At 61.3% G+C, this 14,576-nt stretch carries 14 protein-coding genes and 1 pseudogene; 9 read left to right on the forward strand and 6 right to left on the reverse strand.

Annotated features, from left to right (window positions below):
• The first annotated feature begins 136 nt into the window (after nt 1-136).
• The 4 genes from Q0L57_RS07255 to Q0L57_RS07270 all read left to right on the forward strand — a co-directional run bounded on the left by Q0L57_RS07255 (nt 137) and on the right by Q0L57_RS07270 (nt 3,174).
• Entirely contained in the window at nt 137-1,729 is a 1,593-nt protein-coding gene (locus Q0L57_RS07255) for a DUF6538 domain-containing protein (RefSeq protein WP_296740381.1), read from the forward strand.
• A 196-nt stretch (nt 1,730-1,925) separates the two neighbouring features.
• Nucleotides 1,926-2,135, forward strand: a complete 210-nt coding sequence (locus Q0L57_RS07260) for a hypothetical protein (RefSeq protein ID WP_296740384.1) — start codon at nt 1,926-1,928, stop codon at nt 2,133-2,135.
• Nucleotides 2,135-2,470 carry a DUF2958 domain-containing protein gene (locus Q0L57_RS07265; RefSeq protein WP_296740387.1) on the forward strand — a complete coding sequence of 112 codons (336 nt, stop codon included), beginning with the start codon at nt 2,135-2,137 and terminating at the stop codon, nt 2,468-2,470. The genes Q0L57_RS07260 and Q0L57_RS07265 overlap by 1 nt, the downstream gene beginning before the upstream one ends.
• Before the next feature lie 89 nt (nt 2,471-2,559).
• Nucleotides 2,560-3,174, forward strand: a complete 615-nt coding sequence (locus tag Q0L57_RS07270; RefSeq protein ID WP_296740390.1) for a GIY-YIG nuclease family protein — start codon at nt 2,560-2,562, stop codon at nt 3,172-3,174.
• Nucleotides 3,175-3,210: 36 nt separating this feature from the next.
• On the opposite strand, the gene Q0L57_RS07275 is transcribed toward Q0L57_RS07270, so the two are convergent.
• The 4 genes from Q0L57_RS07275 to Q0L57_RS07290 form a co-directional block, all read right to left on the reverse strand.
• Entirely contained in the window at nt 3,211-3,972 is a 762-nt protein-coding gene (locus Q0L57_RS07275; RefSeq protein ID WP_296740392.1) for a hypothetical protein, read from the reverse strand.
• Nucleotides 3,973-3,974: 2 nt separating this feature from the next.
• Nucleotides 3,975-4,736 (reverse strand): hypothetical protein, encoded by a 762-nt coding sequence (locus tag Q0L57_RS07280; RefSeq protein ID WP_296740395.1) that lies wholly within the window; start codon nt 4,734-4,736, stop codon nt 3,975-3,977.
• Nucleotides 4,729-6,483: a hypothetical protein gene (locus Q0L57_RS07285; protein WP_296740396.1), complete on the reverse strand. Its 1,755-nt coding sequence runs from the start codon at nt 6,481-6,483 to the stop codon at nt 4,729-4,731. Before Q0L57_RS07285 ends, Q0L57_RS07280 begins: the two co-directional genes overlap by 8 nt.
• Nucleotides 6,484-6,563: 80 nt before the next feature.
• Entirely contained in the window at nt 6,564-6,788 is a 225-nt protein-coding gene (locus Q0L57_RS07290) for a hypothetical protein (RefSeq protein WP_296740399.1), read from the reverse strand.
• Nucleotides 6,789-7,088: 300 nt separating this feature from the next.
• On the opposite strand from Q0L57_RS07290, the gene dcm reads away from it, so the two are divergent.
• From dcm to Q0L57_RS07310, 4 genes are read left to right on the forward strand one after another with little or no spacing between them, the layout of a single operon-like run.
• Nucleotides 7,089-8,360 (forward strand): DNA (cytosine-5-)-methyltransferase, encoded by a 1,272-nt coding sequence (gene dcm / locus Q0L57_RS07295; RefSeq protein WP_296740402.1) that lies wholly within the window; start codon nt 7,089-7,091, stop codon nt 8,358-8,360.
• Entirely contained in the window at nt 8,353-8,808 is a 456-nt protein-coding gene (locus Q0L57_RS07300; RefSeq protein WP_296740406.1) for a very short patch repair endonuclease, read from the forward strand. The genes dcm and Q0L57_RS07300 overlap by 8 nt, the downstream gene beginning before the upstream one ends.
• Before the next feature lie 38 nt (nt 8,809-8,846).
• Nucleotides 8,847-10,055 carry a type II restriction endonuclease gene (locus Q0L57_RS07305; protein WP_296740409.1) on the forward strand — a complete coding sequence of 403 codons (1,209 nt, stop codon included), beginning with the start codon at nt 8,847-8,849 and terminating at the stop codon, nt 10,053-10,055.
• A 38-nt stretch (nt 10,056-10,093) separates the two neighbouring features.
• The gene (locus Q0L57_RS07310) at nt 10,094-11,026 is read left to right on the forward strand and encodes an HNH endonuclease (protein ID WP_296740412.1); all 933 of its coding nucleotides are present in this window, start codon (nt 10,094-10,096) and stop codon (nt 11,024-11,026) included.
• 540 nt (nt 11,027-11,566) lie between these two features.
• Here the strand turns inward: Q0L57_RS07310 and Q0L57_RS07315 are convergent.
• Entirely contained in the window at nt 11,567-12,919 is a 1,353-nt protein-coding gene (locus Q0L57_RS07315) for a DNA cytosine methyltransferase (RefSeq protein WP_296740415.1), read from the reverse strand.
• A gap of 229 nt (nt 12,920-13,148) precedes the next feature.
• Here Q0L57_RS07315 and Q0L57_RS07320 point away from each other — a divergent pair, with 229 nt between their 5' ends.
• A complete protein-coding gene (locus tag Q0L57_RS07320; protein WP_296740417.1) occupies nt 13,149-13,559 on the forward strand; it encodes a hypothetical protein in 411 nt (136 codons plus the stop codon).
• A gap of 614 nt (nt 13,560-14,173) precedes the next feature.
• Here Q0L57_RS07320 and Q0L57_RS07325 read toward each other — a convergent pair.
• Nucleotides 14,174-14,455 (reverse strand): annotated as a pseudogene (locus Q0L57_RS07325) (hypothetical protein); the annotation flags it as partial.
• Between the last annotated feature and the right edge of the window lie 121 nt (nt 14,456-14,576).

Raw genomic sequence — 14,576 nt, forward strand, 5'->3', positions numbered from 1 at the left:
GAGCACTCCCTTGGTAAGGGAGAGGTCGAGAGTTCAATCCTCTCTCGCAGCACCATTCCCAAGCCATTGAAATCGCTCAACGTCTTGCGTTGTAAGGCTTTTTCAACCTCCTCTTTGGTACAGAAGAGCGGTACAGATGGTTTTGCGGATGGCACGGCCTCAACGAGATCCCGTTACGGGCATATTTAAGTTTCGGCGCGCGGTTCCGGACGCGCTGCGGCCGCTCGTAGGCAAATGGGAAGAAAAGATCAGTCTCGGTACGCGGGACGAATCCGAAGCGCGTATCGCGCACGCGCGCATCGCCGCCGAGGTTGAATCCCGTTGGCGCGAACTCGCCAAAGGGGTCCGCTCCCTCACTGAGCAGGAGGCTGAGCAGGTTGCCGGCGAAATCTACCGTGACATGATCCGCGAGCACGAGGACAATCCCAGTCAGAGCACCATGATGGCCTTGCTTCTCGACCGGAAAGCCCAAAACAAGGAGGTTGTCAGAATCATCCCAATGGGCCTCGATCCTGTTGCGTCCCGCGCTGCCATCGACAGGTTGCTTGCCAACCATGCTCGCGAGAATGTCCGACGCATTGACGACTGGCTTGCGAAGCGGGGCTATCTGCTCGATGCCGCCAGCCGCGCAAAGGTGGGCAAGGCCGTGGACCGCGCAGTGCTCCAGGCCCGCGAGCAGCTTAGCCGGATGGCCGGGGGAGACTACCGTCCCGATCCGGACGGAGACCGCTTTCCGGCGTTCACGCTCGGCAACGAGAGGGAGAAGGTGCCAGCGGGGAAGCGCGCGCCTCTCGTTGTCTTTGACGACTACGCGAAGGAGAACGAGGTCAGCGAACGAACCGTCAAACGCTGGCGGCCGATTATCGCCGCGATCGAGGAAGAGGTTCCCGACATCGCAGGATTGACTGCTAAGTGGGTCATTGACTGGAAAGACTCGCTTCTCAGGCGAGGGCTTAGCAATCGCTCGGTCAGGGATGTGAATCTTGCCTGTCTTAAGGCCGTTTGCGCATGGGCTGTCACCAACGGCCGCATGGCCGAGAATCCTGTCCTCGGGGTCAAGATTAAAGTCAAGAAGCGCTCCCGGCTCCGGAGCGAGGCCGGATTCACGGATGCCGAAGCCCGAACGGTCCTCCGAGCGGCGCTTGGCCCGCAACCGGACGGCTTGAGCCCTTCTCACCGTCTCTCACGGCGCTGGGCACCGTGGATATGCGCATACACGGGAGCGCGCGTCGGAGAAATCGGACAGCTTCGCAAGCGCGATGTCCAGAGGCGCGAAGGCGTATGGATGATATACATCACCCCCGAAGCCGGGACCACGAAGACGGACAACGCGCGTTGGGTACCCGTCCATCCTGTCCTGGAACGGCAGGGCTTCCTTGCGTTCGTGGAAGGCGCGCGCGCCGGCCCGCTTTTCCTTGGCGAGAGTCGCGGTGGCAAGACGCCGCCTTCGGAACGTGTTGGGCAGCATATCGCGACGTGGGTGCGGTCTCTAGGTGTCACGGACCCTGACTTGCAGCCCTCCCACGGCTGGCGGCATCGGTTCAAGACCCTTGGGCGGACTTCCGATGTTCGCGACGATGCCATGCGGTACATGCAGGGTCACGCGCCGCGCAGCACTGACGAGGAGTACGGCGACCACAGGGCTAAGGCGCTCCTCCGCGAGATTTCCAAGATACCCGAACTCGACCTCAATCCTGACGGCGAGGACGACGGCACCGATTCGGCTTGAGAGGCCGCATTTCCTTCTTCTACCTTAGGCCTCCTTCCCAGTCGCTCCCGCGCCGCTCTTCCTGCCTCCTCTACGTCGGTCGGATGGTCCGCCGATGGCCAAGCGCAAGCGTCCTTCGGAGCCAGCTAGACCCTCCTGAATCCTTCCGAATCCGGCTTCCAGAACGGCCGCATGGGGCGGCCGACAGGAGGCCAAGATGGCATCGAAGAAGGAAACCGCAGCGCCGAAGAACATCCCTTCGCACGGCGTTTACGTGGTCGAAGGCGAGGGCGAAAAGGCCTTTTGGACTAAGGTCGGCTGCGCCTGGTCCCACAGCGACGGCGAAGGCTACAACGTCACACTGACCGCCCTGCCGGTCAACGGGCGCCTGGTCATTCGGACCCGCACTGAGAAGGGGGAGCGCTAATGCTCCTCACCCTCGAACTCCGCACCGCGCTTCGCCGCAACTCGGATCTCTCCCGCCAGCGCGAGCGCGATCACAACCCGATCGTGAAATTCTTCCTTCCCGGCACTGGCGCGACGTGGCTTTTCACCGAATTGGGTCCCGACGAGGACACCCTTTTCGGCCTCTGCGACCTCGGCCAGGGCACGCCGGAACTGGGCTATGCCAGCCTCGCCGAGCTTCAGGGCCTTCGCGGTCCCGGTGGTCTCCTGGTGGAGCGCGACCGATCCTTCAGGGCGATCAAGCCACTGTCCGAGTATGCCCTTGACGCCTGGAGGCATCGCCGGATCGTCGCCTAGTGCGGCGGTCCACTTCCCCGGCAGCCGTCTCAAATCGAGCTTGTCACCCTTCGATGGCGCGGTGCATACCATTGAACGGGAGGGCATCAATGCTGACAAGGGAAGAAGTCAGTTTTCTGCAATCGCAGGGCCTGTCGTCGACTGATGTTTTTGACACCAAAGGAAGGTCTCCGAGGGTGGTTAGGGACGAGGCACGAGCGGCGGGCAAACGGATATTGCTCGGAGTGCCTTGTCAGGCTGCAGGGCATCGCCTGCGGACCAGGGCGGGGCATTGCGTCCAATGCGATCCGAGCAAGATCGCCTACCAGCAGCGGACAGAGGTCCCAGGTGACGTGTATCTTGCCGTCTCAAGCAGCCTCGGGTGGGTGAAGATTGGCAGCACCACCAACATTGCTCAGAGGCGCTACAAGATAAACTTCGATGCCTACGGCGGGGCGAGCGATTGGAAGCTGGTGTTCTTCCTCCGTGTCAGTGATCACGGCCGACTGGAGCTTGCGGCGCATGCCGCGCTCTCCCGATTTGCCGTTGATGCGCCCTACATCAAGGACGGCCGCAAGCAGGTTTCCAGAGAGTGTTTTGGGTGTAGTGACTTGTTGGCTGTCAAAACGATCATCGACTGCGCGGGTAGGGGCGGTCACAGGGTTGAGACGGATTGGAGAGACCAGAACCATCATTGGCAGGGGCAGCGAACCAAAGATCGCTGAATCCAGCAATCTTGGCCGCTACGTCGAAAACTGTGCCTATATCGGGGCTTCCTGCGAAGCGGCCTCTGGTCTTGTCCTCGGCGACCTATCGGGCATCGCCGATCCGAAGCGGTGAAATTCGTTCGGCAGAGTTGCGATGATCCGTGCGGCATTGAGATCTTCCAGGTCCCACGTCACATCCAGCTGCTGGCGCACCCTTGCCAGTCTACGCGGCGATCCGCCGCCCTTGCCCCCGGCACCCCTCTTCAGGCCGCCAGCGTTGTCATCGAAGTAAAGCTCGCGGGCCACCTGCTGGAATGCCGGATTGAACATATCCTGCTGGCTCGTTAGCTGCTCGCGTATCTCCGGCAGAACTGATGGAGGGCTGCAAAGGAGGTGGTCGGCATTGTCGCCGAGCGAGTAAAGAAGGAGCACAGGCATCCGAACGAGGTGCCGTTGTCCTTTCTGCCAGTCGTTGGGATCACTCGGATACCATCGATGGATTTCCCCAACCTTCCATCTGCCGGAAGCGTCGCGCTTGAAGAGCTGATGCCGCAGTACGAACGTCAACCATGCCCAGAGTCCAGTCCGCTGCAGGAGCGGGAACAGATCGGCGTTTCCGACCGAGGAGAGAATGGCCTCCGCCATTTCTTTGGCGGTTTCGTAGGCCCGTGGAGCGAAGCCGTTTGTGTTCGGGACGATCCTGACCAGCGAGGCGTCCGAGAGGTCGATTGCGGAATCGTCCAGCTCTCCGGTGAATACTCGCTCGAACGCGTCGAGCCCAGCTTCGGTGAATTCGTAGAGTGTGTCAAAAACCATTGTCACGATGCGATCCGTTCGTTCAGCCGACCTATGAGCATGTCCAAGGTTCCATGATGTTTGCAGAAGGCATCCAGAAGGTCATCGATCCAGCCCAGCTTCCGCAGTCGGCTGTCGGAATAGGGCGGGATGCTGCCGGGCATCAACTTGTCGGCCCAGTCCACCCAGTCCCTCATCCAGCCGCGCTCTGGTGGCGTGTCGGTACTCAGGATGTCCTCGAAGATCTCGCGGACGATGACGGGCAGCACGCAGCTTATGAAGACGGGGTCGTTGCGCACCCAAGTACGGTTCTCGGGAATGCGCCGGTCGACGTAGACTACGGGATAGTCATCGTCGCGGATGCTGAGCTTCCAGCTGCGCGGAGCTATGTCGAAGGGCTGGAACTTCAGGATGCCCTCGCTGGACGTGTCGCCGTCATCGGCATTCGCCCGCAGCGTCCAGGTATCGGTGCTTGCGAGCAGGAGGCCTCTGCGTTCGGGTTCGGACTCGACAATGCGCAACTGGCAGGAAGGAGCCGAAAATGCGCCATTCTTCAGGTCGCACGTCGCCTTAGGGGTCTCAAGCGTCCCAAACTCCAGCGTTTCGGAAAACTTGTTTTCGAACAGCTTGAGTTTTATCCGCGCCGTCCTCGGAAGCCGCCTGAACAGTTCCGGCTGGGCAAAGGTCAGGGTGACAAGCCTTTTCGAGCCGATCTCCACGACTTTCGCCTCGACGGATGAGCGCGGCAGCTGCCGCCGTCCCGTCAACCTGATCCGCTTACGCATTTCTCCAAGGCCTTATGTTCGTATCCAGCTCGCGGTTCTTATCGAATCCGGTGATCTCAAGCGCGCAGTCCAAACCGCAGTTGAGAGCCTTCACCTTGTTGTTCTCCAAGGTGATCTCACAACCCTCTTTCGTGATGGTGAGGTCATCCAGTTTGAAGTCGAACGGGCTCCAGGAGGGGTGTCGGCTCCCGTCAGCGTACGCAAGCGTCACCGTGAGGTTCATCGGCCACTCTGCACATTCCGGGTTGGCCCGAATACGCAGCCCGTCCTGCAGCGTGTCGATCCTGAAGGCCGGCGGTTTCGGTGGCGGCGGCGGATCGACGGGATCAGGATGGTCCACGGGTCTGTTCTTCCTGCCCGGCTTATCGGACGGCTTGGAGAAGAAGGTGTCGAAAACATGCGCGTCCGGTGCCGAAATGTCCGGCGTGAGCAGAATTCGCAGGTCGGTCGGCAGTCCCCTGACCAGCCGTCTGACTCGTAGGCCGTCGAAGCCGTGCTCCTCAAGCTTCTGGCGGATGTCCTTCGATTCCAGCAGATCGAGGTGGGCCTTGCCCTCGCAGAAGTTGAGATACGTGGCCAGCAGGCCCGCATCCACGACGACAATTAGGTCGAGCTCGCCTGGATTCTTGGTGCGCACGTCCGGCAGGCCCATTCCCTCCCGGAACAGACGGTCGATCGGCTTGCGCCCCGGCGGAGTGGGTGCAAGGACAGCCCGCAGCCTAACGGTGGATTCCCTGCCGCCCCGCGTCAGCGGAAACTCGATCTCCAGGACGACATCCGCATCCGCAGAGAGCTTCTTCTGAAGAAGCTCCACGGAGGCGGTTTTACGAAGCGCTTCCAGGTCGGTCCGCCGCGCGGCGGGCAGGGTGATCTTCGTCGCTTGCGGTTCGTTCAGGGCGTTCCCGACCAGCCTGAGGTAACGCCCGACATCCTCCCGAATGGCCTCGTCGTTCAGTTCCTTCGCTACATCTTGGGCGACCTCCGCAATTGTAGAGGCATCCAGGACCGTTCCGTCCACCTTCAGTACGAGGGTCCCGTTCATGATGGCAGGCGCAAAGTTCTCGACTGCGGCGGCAAGGATGCGCTCCGGGATCAGTTCCGAATGCGGGTATGGAATGGCAAGCGCCAGGCCGCTCGTGGAGGTGCCGCTATAGCCGGTGAGCTCAAACGCGCTGCAAAGGCCCGCGTGAAAGCCTTGAGAATCGTGGAGTTCGTATATCGACCCCCTTTCCCGATGCGCCAGATAGGCGTGGGTGGAAAGGAATTCCTGCCCGTCTTCCTGCGCGCGCAGGACCGCCATGCCGCATCCGGCCGCTGCTCCGTCCGAGGCGCGGCGCGTGTAGCCGATCACCGACTGAATGCGCGAGGCGATCAGGAAGGTGACGCGCCCGATTCCCCGCCCGCCCCGTCCAGAACCATCCTTGTTGGATATGCCGAAGTTCAGCCAGTAGTTCCAGAAATCGCTTGTTCGCCTGTCCAGGCTGCCGCCAAGTCCCTTGGAGTTGAAGTCCTCAACGACGAGCCAGCGGATCTCACCGTTGCTCCATTCGCGCGGGATGGCCAGTCCAGCCTTCTTCCGGAAGGCGACGACCTGTTCAAGGAAAGCCCGTGTCGGTCCAACATGGCCTGTGTGGAAGGTGAAGTTTACGACTACGGGCCTTGACGGATCCAGGCGCGCGTCAAGGCTGTTCTGGATGGCTTCGCGGACGAAAGTCTCGGAATACGGATAGTCCGTTCGGTCGAACATCTCCGAATCCAGGCCTTGGTTGATCGGGGTCGCCCCGACATGCGGCCAAATCCAACTCCAGATCTGTGAATCTGCAACGCTCATTCGAGGCGAAACCCTTCTTCCCGAGTGCCATGGTCGCCGCCGAAGCGGCTCTTGGCACCCTCCAGTTCCTTTTGGAGCACCCTGAAAATCTTGCGCACGTCTTCGTCGGTGTACTCGTATGCGCCCCGGTTCGAGAGATTGCCGATCAGGCGGATGTCGTTCATGGCACGAGTAACGCGTGCCTCGGCAAGCTTCACGAATTTCTGACGTTTGTCGCGCAAGCGGTGGCTCCTGCTTTCAACATTTCGAAAATGTACATAATATATTGGCAATGTCGTTTCAAGATCCGGGCATTTCGGTAAATTTCAGGCGATGCCCCCCATAGTCCTCCCGTGAGTTCACAGACCCCATCGTGCCCACTCCCTCGGCGAAGGCGGGCAGCCGGTCGTTATTCGACCAACTGAGAAACTTGTGTGTACGGCTGCCATCTTGAGAACAAAGACGGAACATTTATTGTTATCTAGAGCATTTTCTGCCAGCGTGACAAAAATCGACCCAGTGAGTGATTCGGCAGGAGCGGCATGCGCATCGGGAAGAAGACGGAATTCTCAAAACTTCGGCAGCAGGCTGGCATGACGATCGAGCAGGCCGCTGACCTTCTTGCGGTTTCGTGCAGGACGGCCTACCGCTATGATGAAGGGGGGCGTGTCCCTCGGCTCGCCCTTCGGACGCTGCGCGAGCAAGCCGAGAGGCTGTCAGGGCCTTCCCAATCACGCAACGAGTCCCCTTTCCGCTTCGTCGACCTCTTCGCCGGCATCGGCGGCCTGAGGCTTGGGTTCGAAGCGATCGGAGGACACTGCGTTTTCACCTCGGAATGGGATTCCGGCGCGCGCACGACGTATGCTCTGAATTTCCGCGACAATCATGAAATCGGTGGCGACATTCGGGAATACTCTCAGAATCCCGGTAAAGTGCCAGAGCACGATGTGCTTCTTGCAGGATTCCCCTGCCAGCCTTTCTCAATTGCGGGGGTTTCCAAGAAGAATTCCTTGAATAGACCGCACGGTTTTCTCTGTGATACTCAGGGAACGCTGTTCTTCGACGCAGCTCAGATCATTTCGCATCATCGTCCTGCCGCCTTCGTGCTTGAAAACGTCAAGAACCTAGAAAGCCACAACGGCGGACAGACTTTCGGGACGATCATGAACGTGCTGAAGAACGAGCTGGGCTATCACGTTCAGCATCGTGTCATCAGTTCGGAGCCGTGGGTCCCGCAGAAGCGGGAGCGTGTCTTCATCGTCGGCTTCCGCGACCCGACCGACTTTGATCTTGGTGCGCTGGCTATCCCGGATGCGGCTTCCGGTCCCAAGCTGCGGGATATTCTCGAGCCGCATGACGAGGTTGACCCGAAATATACGTTGACGCCGCGCCTATGGCAGTACCTCCAGGATTACAAAGCAAAGCATCAGGCGAAGGGCAATGGATTCGGATATAGCCTGTTCGGGCCTAACGATGTCGCGCGTACCCTGTCCGCCCGCTACTTCAAGGACGGATCGGAGGTCCTGATTGACCAGCCGGGCAAGCGACCTCGCCGCCTGACACCATTGGAGTGCGCACGGTTGATGGGCTTTGACAGGGGTGAGCGGCGCTGGCGGATTGAGGTTTCCGACACTCAGGCCTATCGCCAGTTCGGCAATGCCGTCGTGGTTCCCGTGGTCGAGTTCGTCGCGAGGGCGATCGAACCCTATATCCGCAAGGCGGTTGCCGCAGGTAGGCCGACGCTGGCGAAGGACCGCATTGTGCCAGTCATCACCCGGCCGGCCGCAGATCCGAAGATGACCGCCTATGCCTGACATCGTGTCTCCCGAAGTCCGCAGCCGGATGATGGCGGGAATCCGGGGGACCGACACAAAGCCTGAAATGACCCTCCGCAAGGCTCTCCACGCTCTCGGCTTCCGGTTCCGGCTGCACGACCGCAGGCTGCCTGGTAAACCCGACCTGGTGTTTCCGCGCTACCGCGCTGTGCTCTTCGCTCACGGATGCTTTTGGCATGGTCACGACTGCCATCTCCATCGGCTGCCGTCCACCAGGACGGAATTCTGGGCGGCGAAGGTCGCCCGGAACAGGGCACTCGACGCAAGGGTGTCTGAGGCATTGGCCGAACAGGGCTGGAGGCAGGGTGTCGTGTGGGAGTGCAGCCTGCGAGGCAAGAATCGGCTCGGGCTGGAAGACATCATTGCCGCTTGCGCTGCCTGGCTGCGTTCCGACAACCCGCGTCTGGAAATACGGGGACGAAGTTGACGATACGGAGGGGGCTGCTTTCGCATCATTTCGAAGGTGTGGCGGTCAAGCGCCTGGCGGCGGTGGATGCCAATCCCGAGTCCTCGAATCAGCATGAGGTGACCGGATCGGAACCGCTCGTCAGGATTCTCGGTAGAGAAGACCGCAAGTTTCCGCGTGGCGGCGAGGACAACCGTTTCCCGGCAACGTACATCTGGCTCGCCGGCGAGCAGGAGGCCGTTTCCGAAGAAGGCTGGCTTTCCTGGTACGACTCCCGCCGGAACGATCCTAAGCGAAGTGCAGAATGGCGCCTGTACTACCAAGGCAATGCCGTAACCGCGTTGATGAAGCCGGGCGACATCCTGTTCCTTGCGCGGAAGCCCGACGGACACCTCCTGTTCATCCTCACCCCGGACGGAGGAACCATCCGCAACCAGCTCCTGTGGCTCTTCGGGCTGGACGAGCAGATCGGCCTCCGGTTCGAGTCGCAGGAGATCGGCAGGGACAATGATGCCGAGCTCGACTTCGCTGCCAGGTATATCCTAGACGAACTCGGGATCGAACCCGAAGAACCGGAAGCTGACAGGCTGGACGGCCTTATCGAAAAGTTTGGCCTGAAATTTCCCACGACAAGCGTTTTGTCGGGGCTGGCCCGCATGTCCCTTCCGGATGTCAACGCGAAGGACGGTCCCGACGAGGCACTGGTTCTGTGGATGGAGCGCGAGGAGCAGCTTTTCCGCCGACTGGAACGCCGCATAGTGGCGGACAGGATCAGGGAAGGATTCGCCACTGCGGACGGGGCGGATGTCGATGGTTTCCTTGCGTTCTCCCTGAGCGTCCAGAACCGTCGCAAGGCCCGTGCGGGCGCCGCTCTTGAGAACCATCTGGCCGCCGTCTTCGAAGCCCACGAAATCCGCTATTCGCGAGGGGCGGAGACGGAGAACCGCAACAGGCCTGATTTCCTGTTCCCCGGTCAGGCCGAGTATCGCGATCCGGCATTCCCGTCCGCCCGCCTTACCATGCTTGGGGCAAAATCGACCCTCAAGGATCGCTGGCGGCAGGTTCTCTCGGAAGCCATCCGGATCGACGCGAAGCATCTCCTTACTCTCGAGCCCGGGGTTTCCGAAAACCAGACAGACGAAATGCGCGCCAAGCTGCTTCAGCTGGTCGTGCCGCGCAGGCTGCATCAGACCTACCGGCTGACCCAGCAGGCCTGGCTAATGGACATCTCCGGGTTTCTCATGCTCGTTGCCGATCGACAGTCCTGACGAATCGCCTCAGTCTCCCCCGTTGGACAGGGGGGGATATGCACGAATTCGATCGTCCGTTCTTCAAGAGACTTGCAAACAACGACACCGGTGCCGCCAAGGGGCACCAGGGCGGCATCGTCATCCCGAAGTCGCTCGATGGTTTCTTCCCCACGCTTCCCACTCCATCCGTCGGGAACCCCGCGCCGGACATCCGCCTGAATGCCGTCCTGTTTGTGGAGAATGAGCAGGTTGGCATCGTGAACACCCGCTATCAATACCAGTCGTGGGGAGGAAAGCGCCTTGAGCGACGTCTGACGGACAACCTGTCTGCGGTCCGTGGAGTTGCGGCTGCGGACGACTTCCTCGTAATGGAGCGCAGCCTCTCGGATCCGCTCTTCTACAGATTGAGGCTGCATCGCGGCGGCTCCAAGGAACATGCCCGGCTTGCTTCGAAAGTCGGCATGGAAAGATCGGGGCCACTGGAAGTCGGCGACCCGCCTGTTTCGGAGAAATCGGTCGCCCAGTCCGACGAAGAGCAGGAAGCGCGGGAGAGCGTCCCATTCAAACTGTTCGATGACGATGCCCACTTTCACGAAACCCGCGTGAAGCGGATAGCTAGGGCGAAAGCATTCAGCGGTCGCGTGTTGCCACTGTACGACTACCGCTGCGCCGTATGTGGAAAAGGACATGCGGATGAGGATGCCTGGGAAGTGGAGGCCGCGCACATCGTCCCAAGGGGCCTCAAGGGAATGGATGATGCCCGCAACGGGCTTGCCCTATGCAGATCCCATCACTGGGCATTCGACCGAGGTCTCTTCGGCATAGGGCCCGACAGGAAGGTGATCCTCCATCCGCACGCGGCAGCCGAGGTCCGGAATGCCCATCTCCTTCCATTCAGCGGCTTGGCCATTAGCGAGCCGTTGAAACCAGCCCTGCGTCCACACGATGACACGTTGGCCTGGCATCTCAAACACGTAGTCGGCCTGTAGCAATGCTTGCAAGAGTGAGCGAAAAATCGATGACCTAAGATCCGCAGTGACCTGAGAATCGCGCTGTACGGGCTTCTAAACGCGACAGATTATTGCGCGGAGGTCGGAATTCGGCCGATTTCAGTCTGCTAGGCATGCCCGCCCTTGTTCTCATAAAGACCGCTCGTCGGGGTTCGGCGATCCCGCATCCCGCCATTCGGCGGCGCTATACTGACGCTCCTACGACGCACCTGTTAACCGAGCTCGCCGGCCGCGAATTGGCCTCCGCCTTCCGTCCGGCATTGTCTGCCGTTTTGGACATCCGGAAGGCTACACTTTATGCGCTGCATCTTTCATGGGGCGGCAGGAAAAGAAAAACCCGCCACGATGGGCGGGCCTTCCTCTTTTGCAGTCATCGCGTCCCCGCTGTACTGCATCCTCATCGTGCTAGGCCAGACTGCACAGGTCAAGCGACATCGGCAAGTCCTTCCTCTTTTTTCTGTATCCCGGGGGGGCCAAGCCCGTCAGGGCGCGGCGGGGCAGAGCCCCATGAGCCTGTCACTACGCCACAAGCGGCGCGACATCCGCCGCAGGCTGCTCCCTTCCTTCCCGCTTCACCTTCGGCTCCGCCTGCCATTCCCGGTACAGCCGCAGCGCCTTCCGGAGGTCCCATCGCGTCCCCGCCGGCAGGCTCTCGAATCCCTTCGCACGTTCGAGCTCGGCCAGCTCCATGGCTGCATCCGCGAAGGTCCTTCCGCCGAGCAGGCGCCTGGCTCTGTTCACGCGGCTCTTGGCGTTCCGGACGGCCGCCTTCGAGAACCCGCGCGACCGCCACAGCCATTGCCCGAACCGACCCTGAATCTCGGGAATGGTCTCCCCGGCTTCGCGGGCGAGGATGACGCGCCCGATCGCTTCCGCCAGCGGCGCAGGGACCGCATTGGCGATCATCTGGTCAATGTCCCGCGAGGCCGCGTCGGCCCAGTCCCAGCCGACAGGGAAGCCCTGAATTCTCGCAACCTGTTCCTGCGTCAGCACGGCCGCCTGCTGCGCCGGCACGGGATCGTCGGGGTGAGGACTCGCCAAGTACTTCGGCCGAGGCCGTTCCCGCGTGGTGCGGATGACAGACGGCGCGGGTTCGTCAAGTGTCCAGACACCGCGCCCCTCGTAGTAGGGGCGGGTATAGAATGCCCCGGCTGCCACAAGCGCCGCGTCGGCAGGGTGCGGCTGGTAGCTTGGGGGCATTGGACGCCGGGAAGACCCACGCATGGTCGGCGCAGGGTCGTCCGCACTCCATATGCCGCGTTTGCCAGGCATACGTGGGTGCGCATAGAAGGTGTCGCCAAGGGCATCGCCGAGCATGTCCCTGACCGTCATCGGGCTGTGCGATCGGGCAGCCGCCAGGGCGGAGTCCAAGAAACCATCCGCCTCGCCCAGCCGACCGATGACGAACAGTCGCTTGCGGGACTGCGGCACCCCGTAGAAGGACGCGTCCAACTTCGCTTCGGTCAGTCCGTAGCCCGCCCGCACCAGCATGGCGCGGGCATCCACCCATGCCTGCGAGGTTGCCGCCTGTGGGACATTCTCCATCAGGAACCAGGTCGGGCGGGCGATGCAGATGAGCATCGCGAACGCGCGTGTCAGGGCAGCCCGCTCGCCCTCGATTCGCTCGCCGGCCATGGAGAAATCCTGGCAGGGCGGCCCACCGCAGATGATGTTCGGAGCGAGCGCGGCGATCATCGGGCCAACGTGGAAAATGTCCTTCAGGTCATGCTGCCAGATGTGCGCGCCGACATTGCGCCTGTACGTCTCGACCGTAGGCAGCCATGAATCATACGCCTGCACCAGATCAAATCCCGCCTGCTTCAGGCCGAGCGACATGCCGCCCGCGCCCGCGAAAAGTTCAACCGCACGCACCTCTGAAACGCCCCCGTCCCCGTAACTGAATTTCCCAGTTACGGAATCGTTCCTTGACGGCGGGTAAAGATCAACCCGGTCTCGCAGGCCGAAGGCAATCCGTCTGCATCCCTAGTGACGGATTCATTTTGCCTCTTTCGTCACAATCCGTCACGCTACGCTTGTGACGGATTGCACGCAGATCGTAATTCGTCACCATTTCTCAGTGACGGATTGCATGGGGGCAGCAATGTCAGACGAGCAGTCAGGTCGCCGTAAGCCTGGGCCGAAACCCAAGGGCCGGACGGCGATGTCCGGAGCCGAACGCAATCGGCTCTATCGGGAGCGCAAGAAGCAGCTGCAGGTTGGAGTAGTGCCGAGTTACCAGTTCAGCCCGGTTCGCAACAGGAACGGCATGACCGAAGCCGGTTACCTGATGAATGCAATTATCGAGGTCAAAGTGGGGCTTACGAATGCGTACCTGGCTTCTAGCAAGTGGCAGTTCGAGTACGGCAACGATGGCGGCGAAGCTGTGGGCCTTCGCCACATCAAGGAAGTGGAACGGGAAACCGTCCGAGCAGTCAGAAGCCTTGAACGGCTCGCTGGTTTGCTGCCGTTTTCGGCCGAGGTCGCGAGCCGTGTAAGGTGGGATTACCCGTGACTTGGACCCATGGGGACCCGAGAACCGCGATGTATGGGCTTCTAAACGCGAAATTTTATTGCGCGATCACCGAAAACCGCTCTTTTCGGCATGGTGGGCGATGCCGGCCTTATCGGCACGGCTTCCCGTTCCCTTCTACGAAGGGGCCGTTTCAGCCTGGTTTTGAGTGTCGAGAGACTGCGGCGATATCATCATGGTGGTCCTTCATCCCCATGGGGAGGCCCGCAGGGCCTTCCCCTTGGGTCGGTAGCACCAAATGAAAGTCCGTCAGGACTTGGTGCTACCGTTCCCCCGCTTTCCAACACTTCTCCCCGCAGCTTCTCCGCTTCCGCAGCCGCGACGATCATCCATTCGTCATCGGAGCGAAGCAGAATCTCCCCTGATAGGTCGAATCCGGCAATCGTCCCGTCCGGACGACGGGAGAGGCCCAGCCCAGCGTCTCGCGCGGCGAGAAAGAACAAGCGACGGGTGGCCGTGAGGCCGACCTTCCGGCCTGTCTCATCCCGCCTTTCCTGAATCTTCTCCCGCAGCGCCTCCAGGAATCCCGCAGCCTCCGCCATCGCGAAAAGTTCCACCCTGTCGGCATTCCGGCTGGAGAGCGTGAAACGACGGCCGACGCCGACCGCCCCGCGGATCTCCTTCCGCTCGACCCCGTAGACGGATTCCCGTTCCTCGCGAAGAGGCACGGGCGGGAGCGGATCGGAGGTCCGCCTTTCGCCGTCCGGTAGTTCCCAACGCCCCTGATTCCATTCGGCCACGGCATCGTTGAGCCAGGACAGTTCCTTCGGATCGAGGTCCGTGTCTGGCCACAGTCCCATCGCGACGGCGGCATGCCATCCGTGGAAGGCGGAATCCCGCGCCGCATCCCGTGCTGTGGCCTCCGCCGCCTCGGCTTCCGTCATAGCGGCCGCAACGTCTTCCTTCGCCATCGTGCCGGCCGCCGCCTGCATCGCGTCGGAAACCTCCCGCGCAGCCTTTGCGGCAATGCGATCGAGGGCGGCATCCTCTGCCCGTTTC

The sequence above is a fragment of the Mesorhizobium sp. genome (assembly GCF_024509055.1).
In the GTDB taxonomy this organism is placed as follows: domain Bacteria; phylum Pseudomonadota; class Alphaproteobacteria; order Rhizobiales; family Rhizobiaceae; genus Mesorhizobium.

What these genes read in the sequence shown, in the direction of transcription:
- Q0L57_RS07255 (WP_296740381.1), top strand. Translation starts at nt 137, where the DNA reads ATGGTTTTGCGGATGGCACGGCCTCAACGAGATCCCGTTACGGGCATA.
- Q0L57_RS07260 (WP_296740384.1), top strand. Translation starts at nt 1,926, where the DNA reads ATGGCATCGAAGAAGGAAACCGCAGCGCCGAAGAACATCCCTTCGCAC.
- Q0L57_RS07265 (WP_296740387.1), top strand. Translation starts at nt 2,135, where the DNA reads ATGCTCCTCACCCTCGAACTCCGCACCGCGCTTCGCCGCAACTCGGAT.
- Q0L57_RS07285 (WP_296740396.1), bottom strand. Translation starts at nt 6,483, where the DNA reads ATGTTCGACCGAACGGACTATCCGTATTCCGAGACTTTCGTCCGCGAA.
- Q0L57_RS07310 (WP_296740412.1), top strand. Translation starts at nt 10,094, where the DNA reads ATGCACGAATTCGATCGTCCGTTCTTCAAGAGACTTGCAAACAACGAC.
- Q0L57_RS07320 (WP_296740417.1), top strand. Translation starts at nt 13,149, where the DNA reads ATGTCAGACGAGCAGTCAGGTCGCCGTAAGCCTGGGCCGAAACCCAAG.
- Q0L57_RS07280 (WP_296740395.1), bottom strand. Translation starts at nt 4,736, where the DNA reads ATGCGTAAGCGGATCAGGTTGACGGGACGGCGGCAGCTGCCGCGCTCA.
- dcm (WP_296740402.1), top strand. Translation starts at nt 7,089, where the DNA reads ATGCGCATCGGGAAGAAGACGGAATTCTCAAAACTTCGGCAGCAGGCT.
- Q0L57_RS07275 (WP_296740392.1), bottom strand. Translation starts at nt 3,972, where the DNA reads ATGGTTTTTGACACACTCTACGAATTCACCGAAGCTGGGCTCGACGCG.
- Q0L57_RS07270 (WP_296740390.1), top strand. Translation starts at nt 2,560, where the DNA reads ATGCTGACAAGGGAAGAAGTCAGTTTTCTGCAATCGCAGGGCCTGTCG.
- Q0L57_RS07300 (WP_296740406.1), top strand. Translation starts at nt 8,353, where the DNA reads ATGCCTGACATCGTGTCTCCCGAAGTCCGCAGCCGGATGATGGCGGGA.